This window comes from Cohnella sp. SGD-V74, from assembly GCF_003001675.1.
Taxonomy (GTDB): domain Bacteria; phylum Bacillota; class Bacilli; order Paenibacillales; family Paenibacillaceae; genus Cohnella.
In genome coordinates, this window is sequence record NZ_PVYW01000003.1 from 425,886 (window position 1) to 439,058 (window position 13,173).

8 protein-coding genes are annotated in these 13,173 nt (G+C 58.1%); all 8 read right to left on the reverse strand.

The features are described 5' to 3' along the window. Nucleotides 1-88: 88 nt before the first annotated feature. Complete coding sequence (locus B0G52_RS06885) at nt 89-1,702, reverse strand: extracellular solute-binding protein (RefSeq protein WP_094042783.1); 1,614 nt, start codon at nt 1,700-1,702, stop codon at nt 89-91. 61 nt (nt 1,703-1,763) lie between these two features. Further along, complete coding sequence (locus tag B0G52_RS06890; protein ID WP_233162430.1) at nt 1,764-2,726, reverse strand: carbohydrate ABC transporter permease; 963 nt, start codon at nt 2,724-2,726, stop codon at nt 1,764-1,766. 29 nt (nt 2,727-2,755) lie between these two features. Further along, on the reverse strand, nt 2,756-3,652 hold the full coding sequence (locus B0G52_RS06895; RefSeq protein ID WP_094042784.1) for a carbohydrate ABC transporter permease: 897 nt from the start codon (nt 3,650-3,652) through the stop codon (nt 2,756-2,758). Then, on the reverse strand, nt 3,649-6,225 hold the full coding sequence (locus B0G52_RS06900) for a DUF5696 domain-containing protein (RefSeq protein ID WP_094042785.1): 2,577 nt from the start codon (nt 6,223-6,225) through the stop codon (nt 3,649-3,651). The genes B0G52_RS06895 and B0G52_RS06900 overlap by 4 nt, the downstream gene beginning before the upstream one ends. 11 nt (nt 6,226-6,236) lie before the next feature. After that, nucleotides 6,237-8,330: a YIP1 family protein gene (locus B0G52_RS06905; protein WP_233162432.1), complete on the reverse strand. Its 2,094-nt coding sequence runs from the start codon at nt 8,328-8,330 to the stop codon at nt 6,237-6,239. A 20-nt stretch (nt 8,331-8,350) separates the two neighbouring features. After that, nucleotides 8,351-9,238, reverse strand: coding sequence for a carbohydrate ABC transporter permease (locus B0G52_RS06910; RefSeq protein ID WP_094042786.1), 888 nt, complete (start codon nt 9,236-9,238; stop codon nt 8,351-8,353). 3 nt (nt 9,239-9,241) lie between these two features. Then, the gene (locus tag B0G52_RS06915; RefSeq protein ID WP_094042787.1) at nt 9,242-10,228 is read right to left on the reverse strand and encodes a carbohydrate ABC transporter permease; all 987 of its coding nucleotides are present in this window, start codon (nt 10,226-10,228) and stop codon (nt 9,242-9,244) included. 20 nt (nt 10,229-10,248) lie between these two features. Next, nucleotides 10,249-13,170, reverse strand: coding sequence for an extracellular solute-binding protein (locus B0G52_RS06920; protein ID WP_233162434.1), 2,922 nt, complete (start codon nt 13,168-13,170; stop codon nt 10,249-10,251). Between the last annotated feature and the right edge of the window lie 3 nt (nt 13,171-13,173).

Below are 13,173 nucleotides of genomic sequence, written 5' to 3' on the forward strand. Positions count from 1 at the left end.
AACACTTAGAATCATCGATGCATATGTACCGGGGGTATGTATCTCGATGATCCAAGTTGCCTGATTTTCGGGGCAGCTTTTTTTGTTCCTAATTGCGGTCGCGAAGACTTAAAGCCAGGTTAACCTCCTGGATCGCCTCGCCCAGTCCGAGCTCACGGTATTGGCGCACATGGTCGTGCCACATCGCGACCGGGTCTTCGCCGCTGATGACGACTTTGATCAGATCCTCGAGCGGATTGATCATTGCGCTCAGCTTGTCCTTGGCCGGCGTGGACAAGGAATTGATCTTGTGGTACGCGGGCGTGGCCACCGCGTTGTTGATCAGCCACTCCATCTCGGACAAACTCTTCTGAATGTTCGCCTCTCCGTAGCTGATCTTGTTCAGCTCGTTCAGCCGGAACTCGGTCTCCTTGCCCCAGGATGCCAGCGACCGGAAAATCGGAATGGACGGATAGACGCTGGAGATGGCATCCGGTTGGCCGTTATGTTCGTCGATTGGCCGGATCATGACCGGGTTGCCGTCCTCCAGCCGATAATCGACGCCTTCCAGGCCGTAGCTGGTCAGCCTCTGTCCTTCCGGCGAGAGCAAATAGTCGTACAGCTTCAGCACCCTGCTCATCTTCTCGTCGCTGATGTTCGCATTGAAGAACGTCTCGGACCAATAAGTCTGCGCGACGTAATAGTAGCGATAGCCCTCCTCCGATAACCACATGCGCAGGATGTCGACCGAATCGTGGAAATCCTTGTTCGGCTGATAGTCGTTCCACAGCTCTTCCAATCCGCTCAGGCTGCTCGGAGTCGCGCGGTAGACGAGCGCGCCCGCCTGGCCCTGCGCGAACTTGGTCAAGGCGTCTTCTTCCTTCATATAGTAGAAATCCCGATCCAGCGCGCCGTTCTCGTACAGCTTTCGCAGCTGCACGACGACCTCGTCCATTTTGCGGGACGCGTAGTACGGAATCCACACGTTATCTTCGAACACCCACTGACCCGCCGCGAACTGGGGAAAAGTCGAGCTGAACGCCCAGGCCAAACCGTTCATCCCCGCTGCGGTCAGCCCGACGGGAGGCTGCTCCGAGCCGGAGTTCACCCTCCGGTTCGTGAACGTCGCGAGCATGTTGGAGAAGTCTTCGAAGTCGGCGATTTCCCGGATCAAAGCGTCTTTCATCCAATCCTTTCGGACGAACACGACCCTCTCCAGCATCCACAGCCGATTGGTCGGGTAACCGATTCGCGGCAGCATGTACAGCCGGTTGTCTTTTCTGAGCAGGCGGATATCGGGAATTTGCGCAATTTGATCGACGTAGGGGTACGGGGTCAGATCTTCCGGCAGAGGCTTGATCAGCCCGTGCTTGATCCATTCGTTGTAGATGCCGGGGGAATCGCTGGCGATGGAATGGGCGAACACGTCCGGCAGCTTGTCAGAAGTGGCCCACATTTGCAGCTTCTGATGGTAGTCGGACATCGTAATCTGGACCGGCTCGAACGTCACATTAAAGTCCTTCTCGATCTTCCGCAAGACAGGATCCTTGCCCTTGAAAGCGGTTGCGATATCCCAGAAGGCAATGGACAGATTCAGATGTTCGCCCATCGGCCGATCGCTTGCGGGAGTCGAAGTCAACGAACGCTCTACCGCGCTGAAGCTGACCGTGAATACGATCAGCAGGACGAGCAGTACGAACACGAGCTTTCTGGAGCGCTTCAATGCCTTCCCCCCTCGCAAGTCGGCCAACCGTCATCGGAACCTTTCGCTTCTATTATACCAATTATCCGATCAGTCCGCTGCGTTCTACGCTCTCTACGAAATACCGCTGCGCGAACATGTACAGCAGGATGATCGGCGCGATGAACAGCAGCTCTCCGGCGTTTTTGACAAGATAGGCGTACAACGGATCGGTCAGAGAGAAGGATGCCCACATGACCGGCAGCTTCGTCGACAGCACGTCCGTGGACGTCAGGAACAACGATACGAAATAATTGTCGTTCCATTGCCAGACGAACGAAAATAAAACGACCGTGACGATCGCCGGAATCGCGTTCGGCAGCATGATGCGGTAGAACGATTGGAACACGGTGCACCCGTCGATATACGACGCTTCCTCCAGTTCCGTCGGGATGCCTCTGAAAAATTGGCGAAAGATGAAAATAAACAAGCCGCTCTTGATGCCCATGCCGGTAATCGACTGTAAAATAAACGGCCAGTAGCTGTCCAGCAGATTAATGCCCCGCTGTCCGGTGAATAGCTCGATTAGACCAAAAACGTCGAAATAACGGTAATTGAGATATGTCGTGATCATAATCGTCTGCACCGGCACGATGATCGTGAAGATGACGCCGGCGAACAGCAGACCGCTTCCCTTGAATTGCAGCCGCGCGAAAGCGAAAGCCGCCAAGGAGCAGGACACCACCTGCATCGCCGTCGATACGCCGGCAATCGCAAAGGAGTTCCAGGCGGTCTTCGGGTAGCTGAGCGCCTGAAAAGCGATTCGGATCGTATCCAGCGTGAAGTTCTTCGGAATCCACAATACCGTCGTGTCGTAGATGTCCATCCGATCCTTGAAGGAGACGGACAATTTGAAAAACAGCGGATACAAAATAACGAAACAAAAACCGATGACCAGTATGGCTCGGACGGCCACCCAGCTCCAATGCTTCGCCCAGTAAATCGGATGGATCCGCTTGACCTGCTCGATCCACGCTTCCGCGCGGGGACGGACTGCTGGCTTCAAGGCGCCGCACCTCCTTAGTCATAAAACGGTTAATCGTAATAGAACACCTTGCGCGATATGAGCGTCGTCGTAAGGAGCAAAATAGTCGCAACTACGAGAAAATACACCCAGGCCATCGCCGCGCTCAAGCTGAAGTTAAGCGACTGGAACGCCGTATCGGTAATCATCTGGCTGAGCGCGTTGCGGCTGTAAGCGTCCACGATCGTGTACACCACGTTCGTCAGAAGGATCGGGCTGATCATCGGGAACGTAATTTTCCAGAAAGCTTCGTAACCGGTCGTGCCCTCGATCTTCGCCGCCTCGTAGAGCGAAGGCGAGATCGATTGGAGCGCCGCGAGGAAAATCAGAATTTGCACGCCCGAAGAGCTGATAATTTCATAGATTCGGTCTACCGAATCCGTAATGTAGCTAATAATGCCCTGCCCCGCCCCCGCTTCGAGCAGCATGCGCTGCAGCTCGAAGCTCGTAAAGAGAAAGCCGCCTTCGCCGGAAGTTCCGGTAATGGAAGAGGCGATGGCGTTCATCTGCGTGCTGTTCTCCAGCGATAAGACGGGAGCGGCCAATAGAACAGGCAGGAAGAAGATGGCGCGGGCGAATACCCGGCCGCGAAACTTCTGGTTAATCAGCGTCGCCACGAACAGGCTGAAGATCGTGATCGACGGCACGTTGATGACGATGTCCGTGATCGCCTCCGTCAGCACGCGGTTGAAGGTCGGATGCGTGCGGAACAACTCCCGGTAGTAGGCGAACCCTTCGTAGCTCGTATCGAATCCCCCTTTGCCGAGCGTCAGCGAATTCAGGCTGTACAGGAACGATTCGTACAGCGGAACGACAAACAGGAACAGAAATCCGAGCAGCCAGGGCGACACGAAGAGCATCCCCAGCGCAGCCTTCCGTCTTCTTAGCGTCATACGTGCGCGCTTCATCCTCCTTCACCGCCGATCACGCGGTAGCCCCGGGCTTCGATCGCCGTTCCTTGGGCCGTCACCGCGGCTTTATTGTAATTCACGATAATTTTCAAGCCTTTCTCGTAAGTCGTTTCGTAGACGCCGTCCGCCAGCTTGCGATGGCCGGCGATCGTCTGACCCTGTACCTGGCTCAGCACGGCGTTCGCTTCCTTGTAGAGCCCGACGGCCTCTTCCAGCCAATTGCCGTAATGCGACGAGTACAAATGATTCAGCCTCGTATCCCGAATGACCGTCGGCTGCTCGTAGAACCATTGGTAGAACGCGAACGAGCCCGTCTCGAGCATCTTCAGCAGGGCCGATCTCGGGTCCTGGTCTCTGCCATGGTTAATCGGCGCTCCCGCCAGATCCGCGTAGCCGCGCAGCACGATCGAGTAGAACGGAACTTCTTCGGAAGCGATGTTGAATTTGCTGCTCTCCAGCGGCGCGTTCGCGATCGTTCCGGCGTACGGAATCGCGTAGGCGTTGCCGCCATTGACCAGAATCCGTCCGACGCTGTCCTCGATCTCTCGCAGGACGTCGGTTACGATGCCGACGGCTTCCTGACGATTCAACGTATCCCGCGGCGTCACGTCGCTGTTCAGATCCTCTCCGAGATCTCTCAGCGACACCCCGCCGGCCCGAAACGGCGCATAGTCGTCCAGGAACCCGGAGACGACGTCCGTCAGCTTGCGCGGCGACAGCAAATAATGGCTGCTCGAGTCCGGGTTGGTCGTCACGATGTCGCGGCTGTAGCTTCGGGCCGACTTGCGGTTCAGAAACCGCGCCGCGTCGCGCGATGCGCGGAAACCTTTGCCGTTCACGTACACTCTCTGGAACGCCGCGTCGGGATACAGCTCGATGTTGCGCTCGCGCACGTAAGCGATCAGATCGGCGAAGCCTTTCCGTCCGCCAAGGGCGGAATCCGGCTTTACCGTGTCGGGCAGCGAGTGGTAATAGCCCTTGTTGAACCACCCGGAATATTTCAAGCGGATTTGATAGATTCCGCGCGCTTGCAGCGCGTCCAGCAGGTCCATCGCCTGCCCGAACGTCGTAACGGGCTCCACCGCCTTGTAAGGAATGCCGAGAAACGTTTGGCGAACGGGAATGGAACCGATCAGTTCCAGCACGAACGGCGTATCGCTCGTCTTCTGCACCCGCGTCAAGCCGTACCGCTCGACCAGATAGTTCCGGTAATAATGCGCCATGCCGACGTAATCGGCCGACTCCCCGGCCAGAAAGCCGTACCGCACCGCAATCCCGCCGTCGTACGTCTGCGAATACTTCGGAATTTGCCGCGTTACGGAACCGGCCCTGAATTCCACGGGCTCCATATTTTTGATCCGGAACGAGGCGCCTACCCGGTTGTAGCCGTTCAGCTTGCCGCTCGTATCGGCCAAGATACTCGCCATCGCGTCCCCCTGCTCGATAATGGCGAACATCGCATGGTCGCCCTGCTTCATCCCGAAGACGGGAAGCCTGGACAGCTGCGTATATTGCGCCTGAACCAGCTCGCTGGCCAGAGGCGTCTGATCCTCTCCGTACAGCGGCGCCTCGTATGCCCGGGCTCCCTTGTTCGTGTCGTTCAGCGCGATCAGCGCACCTGAGCCGTCCGGAACGAACATATAGCCCTCCTCCCGCATGCCGGCCGCTCCGAAGAAGGGCAGCAGCTGTAATTTGTGCAGCGGGAACGCTTCCGTGTCTTCGAGCAGGGCGGTGTCGATTCGGACGACCAGATTTCCCCCCTCAAGCTCGTAGTCGATCGGGACGACGAAGCGCGGCGCCAAATTTCCTCTCTCCTCCGCAGCCCCCGCGGATTCGTTATCCAGCTTCGCCTCCTCGGGCGTGTAGCCGATCGACTCGAGGATGGCGACCACGTCCTTCACGATGTAATCCTGCATCTCCTTGCGCTCGTATTGGTTTTTGGCCTCATTGAAGAAAAATCGGGAGCGCAAGCGGCTTCGTACCGAGTCGTCCTCGATTTGTCCCAAAATCCGTTCCTCGAACCTCGTCTTGCCGACCGCCTTCGGGATTGCGCCGAGCCCTTTGTCCGAGCTGCCGATCTCATATACGACGCGAACGCCGTTAGCGGTCGGGACGATCTCGAACTGTCCTTTCGCGACACTCTCGGAAACGTTGTTGATGAACGATTCGTGCCCGCGGTCGTTATAGTAGGACACAATCAACTGGGAGGCCAGCTCCGCTTTGTTGACCGACGCGGCGATAGGGTCCTCTTCCCGGTCCGGCGGATTGGAAGACCAGAGTCGACCGCTGCGCTTCTCTCTCACGGCCACTTCCGTCGTCTTATCGTTGAGCAGAAGCTCCAGTTCCCCGTTGGCCGCGATCATCCGCATGCCTGCGGGCGTCGCCGCGGCCGACGAGGAGATCGTCACTTCGCGCCTCGCCGTCTCTGCTGCCGCCCCCTTTTCGACGATGACGTTCGCCTCCTCGCGCCCTCCCGCTTCCGTCTGCGCCTGAAGGACGACTCCGTTCGCAATGACGGCCGCCGCAAGGCAGCAGCAGGTCAAGACTGCCCACTTCCTTCTAATGCTCATGTTCGCACCTCCTAGAGCCTTGCCCGAATCTCTGTCGCGACGGAAATGATAAACGCGGTCATCTGCTGCAGCAAGCTGAAGATGAGAATGCCCAGAAACACGACGAACGCCATCACGACCAACGTAAGCAGCAGAGTAAGCGCCGTTTTGAAAATCGAATACTGATGCACTGTCATCAGCCCGACAAACAGCAGCCAGAGAAACCAGATCGCGGCAATCGTCTCGATCAAGTAGTAGAACGGCGCCTCGTCCAGCGTAATCATGTTGCTGAACGCAATTTGCGGCGCATACACCAGGACGAGCGGAAGCATCGCATAGCCGACCGTCATGACGATCTCGCGGAACTTGCCCTCCCCGTCCATCAGCGTCGTCAGCGACCAGTTGGAGACGCAGAACAGGAGGAAAGGCATGACGATATAGATGAGTTCGTCCATGCTGTTCAGTTCGTCCGGCTTGTTGAAGTTGACGACGAAACCGGCATACTGCCGTTTCAAGATCATCGTCACGATAAGCGCCAGCACGATGAACAGAGCGATCTTGACGCGGCCTTTGCCTTCGTACTTCAGCTCCCAGAAGCCGCTGAACGGCCTGAACAGCGTATAGAAGGGAGCCCTCGCCACGCCCGCGTCGACAAAATAAAGCTGCGGTCGCCGCCTTGCCCAGTAGACGCGGCCCGCGATCGCAAGCGCAGCCGCGCCCAGCCCAACCATCATGATCGTCCCGAAATGGTTCCAGACGACTTCGCTGCGATAGCGTTTGAACGCCTCCGAATAATACTTCCGATTGTTGCCGTTCTCGAAATAGCTCATCGCCAGCTTGTTCTCGTTTTGCTTCAGATGAGCTTTGCCCATCCCGATGTAAGCAATGTCGAAGTTGGCGTTCAGGCGCAGCACTTCTTCCCAAGCGGCCGCCGCCTCCTCCGCCCGGCCGTTGAAGTTCGCCTTGATCGCTTCGCGGATCAGCGCTCCGTATCTTGTGGGAGCGAATATCGTCAGACGGTTCATCTCATTGTCCAGCACCGCCATTCGATCTCCGAGCATGGCGATGGCGATCGGTTTCTGAAAATAATTTTCATGCGTGCCGACGCCGCCGAATTGATACAGCAAATTGCCGTCGCGGTCATAGGTGAAAATACGGTTTCTCTTCGAGTCGAGCCCGCTGTACATGCCGCCTTCGTCGGTGACGATGTCAATGAACCGGGAGCTTCCTTCGTTCCGAAGCGCCGGGGCATCGGTCTGCGAAGCATCCAGCGGGATGACAGACACGTCGCCCCTCGGGTCGAAATAACCTTCGCGGCGCAAAATATCTTCCCCCGCCGGATTAAACCGCTTGATCGGCGTACTGGCGTTGATCTCGGAGGAAACCGCGTAGATGAACCCCCGTTCGTCCAGGTCGAGGTTGCTGAATTCGACCGGAAGGAACAGCTCCATCTGCTCCGTCTGCTCCCGGGTCGATATTCTTTTCCACAGCAGGTCGGCCGGACTGAATCTCACTTTGTTCGTTCCGACGTATCCCTTGAAGCTGCCGCCGGCGTCAAGCTCCATAATGCCTTCGTAGGCGCCCTGAGCCACGACGTAAATCCGGTTCGTCCGGTCCACGTTGAGCTTAAGCGGAAAGTATTGAAAATCCTGCGGGATAATATTGGACTCCGGAGGTCCGAAGGCGGCGATAAACGTTCCCTCGTTGCTCAGCTTGACGATTCTGCCGTTGAAGGTGTCCGCCACGTAAATATCGTTTCTCGCATCGACGTAGACGCCGTAAGGCTTGTTGAAGCCGTCGCTTCTCCCCCCGTAATCGAAGCCGTCGATCACGCGGATCAGATGGCCCGATTCGTCCAGGCACACGATCCGGTTGTTGCCCGTATCCGCAATGTAGATACGCCTGTCCCCCGCCGCGAATACGTCCTGCGGAACGTTGAAATGGCCGATGCCCAGACTCGTCCCGGTAATCTTCTTCTCGGCCAAATACGGATACGGAGCGGGCTCCGCTTCCCCCCAGTAGGAATAATTGTAGCCGTGATCGGGCAGCGCGTAAGCCGGGGCGCAGAAGCCGAACAGGAAGCAGATCAGCCCTATAATCCTCGCTATGCTCCTTGCGGAAGCCAAGCGCTCACCCCCTCTCTGAGTTAATCTTTCAGCCCCGAAGTCGACATCGTCTGGATAACGCTTCGCTGGGTCAAGATGAAGATCGCGACCGGCACGAGCATCATAATGAGCGCCGCGGCGGCCATCGGTCCCGAGCGTATAAAGCCTCCGGACAAAATTTGGCTGAAGGCGTAATCCATCGTTTTCAACTGCTCGCTATAGACGAACGACGCCCCCTGCGCTCCGCTGCCCGTTCCCCACAAGCCTTTGAAGGAGAAAATAATCAGCGTCAGCCACGCCGGCCTGACCATCGGCATGATGATCGTCCAGAAAATCCGGTATTCGCTCGCCCCGTCGATTTTGGCCGCTTCGATCAAGGCGTCCGGAATTTGCTCCATGAACTGCTTCATCAGGAACAAGCCGAGCGAAGTGGCCAGCGCGGGGAAAATCAACGCCCAGTAGGAATCCAGCAGGCCAAGCCACGTCACGGTCAAGTAGTTCGGAATGGAGGTAACCTGGGACGCGAACATGAGCGACAGGATGACGACCGCGAACAGAAAGCCGCCGCCCGGCAGCCTGAGCTTCGCCAGCGGGTAGGCCGCCATGGACGCCAGAATGACATGTCCCGCCGTTCCCGCGAAGGCGACAAAAATCGTGTTGAATACGTAGCGCGACAGCGGAACCCACGAATTGGCGAAAATAAGCGTCAAGTCATAGAAGTTGTCCAGCGTCGGCGAGCGCACGATAAACGTGGGCGGGAACAGAAACATCTCGTCCAGCGGCTTAAGCGCCGTGCTGACCATAAACACGAACGGAACGGCCATGAACGCGCCCGCGCCCGAGAGCAGCACAAACAAGGCGATATCGACCGGCCAAGAGCGGTTGAGCTTCTTCTGCCGCCTTAATCGAATTCCGAATCCGAGCCTCATCGGTCAGCCCCCCACTTTCCGCAGCAATTTCTGCACGACCAGGTTCGTTCCCAGCATCAAGGCGAACAGGAAGGTCGCGACCGCGCTGGCGTACCCCATCTCGAACCGGATCGTTCCGAAGTCGTTCAAGTGGGTCACGATCGTATGCCCCGCATATTGGGGACTCGGGAAGCCGACCAGGCTGGTGGCGACTTCGGCGACCGCGAAAGACGCCGTAATCTGCATGACCGCGCCGAACATCAGCATCGGGCGCAAGGACGGCAGCGTGATGAACCACAGCTCCTGCCAGCGATTGCGGATGCCGTCGATCGCCCCCGCTTCGATCAGCGTCATGTCCAGGCCTTGCAAGCCGGCGATAAAGGCGAGGAACGCGGTGCCCAGGCTGAGCCACAGCTGAACGACCATAATGATGGCCAGCATGTACTTCGGGTCCTGGAGCCACTGGATCGGCTCCAGAATAAACCCCCATTTCATCAAAAACGCGTTGGCATAACCGAAGGAATCGCCGGAAAAGGCCACCTGCCAGATCAGGAATACGTTCCCCGAGATGGACGGCGCATAGAAGAGCAGCGTGACGAAGGAGCGAATTCCCGGAGACAGCTCGTTGATCAGCCAGGCCAGGAAGAAACAGGCGACATAGCTGAGCGGTCCGGTAATCGCCGCGAACAGCAGCGTATTCTTGAGCGCGATAAGAAACACTTCGTCCTTCACGAACAGATTGGCATAATTGTCCCATCCGACCCAAGTCGGCGGCTCCAGCACGTTAAAGTTCGTAAAGCTGAGGCCGAACGCCATCAGCACCGGAAAGGCGGTGAACAGAAAGAACAAAATAAAATACGGGGCAAGCAGCACGTAGCCCTGCCGTTTGATTCTGATTTCGCCGATCAGGCGATTCAGCCTCCCCCGCCCGGCGCCGGGCCGACGCGCCGTCGTTCCGGCTTGGCCGCGCCATTCAACGCCCGCGCCGCTTCTGTCGGATGCTGCCGGCATCGCGCTTCGCCTCCCTTCCTCTAATTCGGCAAGCCGAACTCGGTCCGTTTTTTGATCATTTCTTCGTTAATGTGCCGCGTGTACAGATCGATCGCTTCCCGCGGATCTTCGTTGGAGATGACGACGCTGCGAAAGGCGTTGTCCAGATGCCGCCCCGTAAAGTAGCCTCCGGCGACTTCCGGAATGCCCTGCGCCCATTGCCATTGCTCCATCAGCGTGTTGTAGTCCTTCACTTGCCACGGAATGCGGGCAACGGCTTCCAGGTTGGCCGTCGGATAGCGTCCGCCGGGTCCGAAGATGCCTTCCATCTCCAGACTGTATTGGGCCTGAACGTCCGCGCCGGTCCACCAATCGAGGAAGGCCCATGCCTCGTCCTGCCGCTTGCTGTCCTTCAGGATGACCGCCGTCGATCCGTTGGCGGCAACGTCCCTGCGGATCGATCCGTCGGGCTGGCGAACGCCCGGCACGAGCGTGAACTCCCATAGCCCGTTCAGCTCCGGCGCGGCGACGCTGATAATGTTGAACCTCGTATAATCGGCGATCGCGATCGGCATCTCGCCGCTGCGGAACCGGTTGACGAAATCGGTCGTAAGCGGCAGCTTGTAGGTCGTGTACAGCTCCGTCCAATCCAGGAACGTCTTGACCGCCACTTCCGTATCAAGCGCGCTGGCTTTGCCGCCTTCGCGATACAGCTCGCCTCCGTTCTGGTAGAGCATCATGCCGTAAGTGGCATTGACGGGAAGCGCCGCGCTCTCCTGCACATTGGAGCCCAAGCGGACGAGTACCTGAATCGGAAAACCGAACAGCAAATTTTGCTTCTGCAACTCGGGAATCAGTTCGAACACGTCATCCCACGTCTGCGGAATCTGCACGTTCAGCTCATCCATAATGTCCTTGCGGTAAAACAGGACGGGGAAGCTTTGCTCCATCGGCAAACCGTATACGCCTTCGTTGAACGTATAGGGAACGAACGCGCTGTCGTGGAAGCGGCTCTTCACCCGATCGAACCCGGGAAATCGGGACATATCGGCGACGGCGCTGCGCAGAGCGTAGTTGACCGGCTTGTCGTCCGTCAGCGAGAACGACACATCCGGGCCGCGCCCCGCCAGCATCGCCTGCAGCAGCACGCCTTCCGTCACCACCTGGATATCGACGGCTATGCCGGTGTCGGGAGTGAACGATTCGTCGATCAGCCTTTTGACGATTTTGGCCTGATCCAGCCCCTGCGTCATCCACAGGGTGATCTTCTTCGTCCCTTCGTTGGAAGCTCCCAGCTGATTAAAATCCGTAAAGAAGGAATGCAGGAACGCGTTCGTCTGATGCTTCACCTTGCCCAGAAAATTCGCCTCCGCGGCCGGCAGCTTCCGATCCGGCGAAGCGACGACCAGATAGTCCACCGACAGCGGCATATAGTTGACGGAATAGATCCAATCCCCCAGCGAGCTTGTATTGGATTTGAACGTCTCCAGCCGGCGCGCGATCGTCTCCGGCTTCTCGGCCATGTCTCTCAGCTGGTAGACGAGACGCTTCAAAGCCGCGGTGCGGTCGCTGCTGCCTCCGGCAATCTGTTCCGCGCGACGCGCGACGGACTCGAGAATGTCGGCCTGCCCGGCGAGGACGTCGAGCAGCTCGGGAATTTTCAACTCCAACTGGTAATCCCTGAATTCGTCAGGAACGGTGCCCGTCACCATAATGATGCGGCGATAGATTCGGTTGAGCTCAAGAACGCTCGATTCGACGGTTCGCAGCAGCAAGGCCATGTCTCCGAGCGTTACTTCCATCTTGATCTCGTGCTTGCCCTTCGTCAGGTAGAAGGAATACGGCGTCTTCCCGTCCCCGAGCCGGTTCATTTGCCAATTCGTCGAGAACGGAAAGCCGATGCCGGCCATCTCCCGGAACGGCAGCTTTCCGTCGATATACAGCTTCCGGTAGGAAGTCACGCCGCGCTGATAGCTTTGCTTGTACTTGACGCCGATATGGTAAAGCCCGTCCTCCGGGACATCGATTTCCCAGGTGATCCAATCGCCGGCTTCCGACCAGTTGTAGCCGCCGATCGTGTTCAGTCTGATCCGGGACACATGATACGGCTCCGTAGCCGGACTGCTGCGATCCATCATCGGGTACAGCACCTGGCTCGATTTCAGCTCGGCTTGTTCGCCCTGCACTTTGATCAGCGCATCCGCGGCGTCCTTGTAGCCTTGCGCCTCGTACCGGGAAGCGACGCTCGCGTAGCTCTCCGCTTCTTCCGGCTGCGCGATTCTCAAGTAATCGACGAGCATTTTTTCCTTGGCGGATACCAAAGTAATCGTATGGCTTCCTCGCGACAGGTAAAACAAGTAGGGATCGGTGTGGCGTCCGTCAGAGCTTTGCACGAATACGTCCTGCCACATCGGGCGCTCCGCCTGCCTGGCGTGCATGTCGTTGTCCCGCTCGTCGCGGGTCGTCTCTCCCGAGCTGGCCCACACTCTGCGAAACACCAGATTTCTGCTCTCGGCGAACGGCAGCTCTCCGTCGATCCGCAGTTCGCGGTCGATGTCGGCCCCCTTCCCTTCCACCGGGTAGTAGCGGATCGCGATGCCGTACAATCCGTCTTCCGGCACCTCGACCTGCCACGTGACGCTGCCCGACTCGCCGGTCTCCACCGCGTTGACGGGCCGATCTTCCAGCCGGCGCACGAGCTTCGGCTCCATCTCTTCCGCGCTCGCGTAGCTTCCTCCCGGAACGATCAGCTCGACGTCCGGTCTCGGCGCGTCCCGATATTGCGCCAAATACCGGTCGTAGCCGCCTTCCGCCTTATTGCCCAGATCGCTCTCCGACCAATCGCTCGCGGGCGCCGCCTCGACGGCGAACAGCCCGCGATAGGGCTGGGGCAGCAGGAGCATGACCGCCAACGTCGCGAACAGGACGACTCTGGCTGTCTCGTATTTTCTCGTCTGAACCATGCG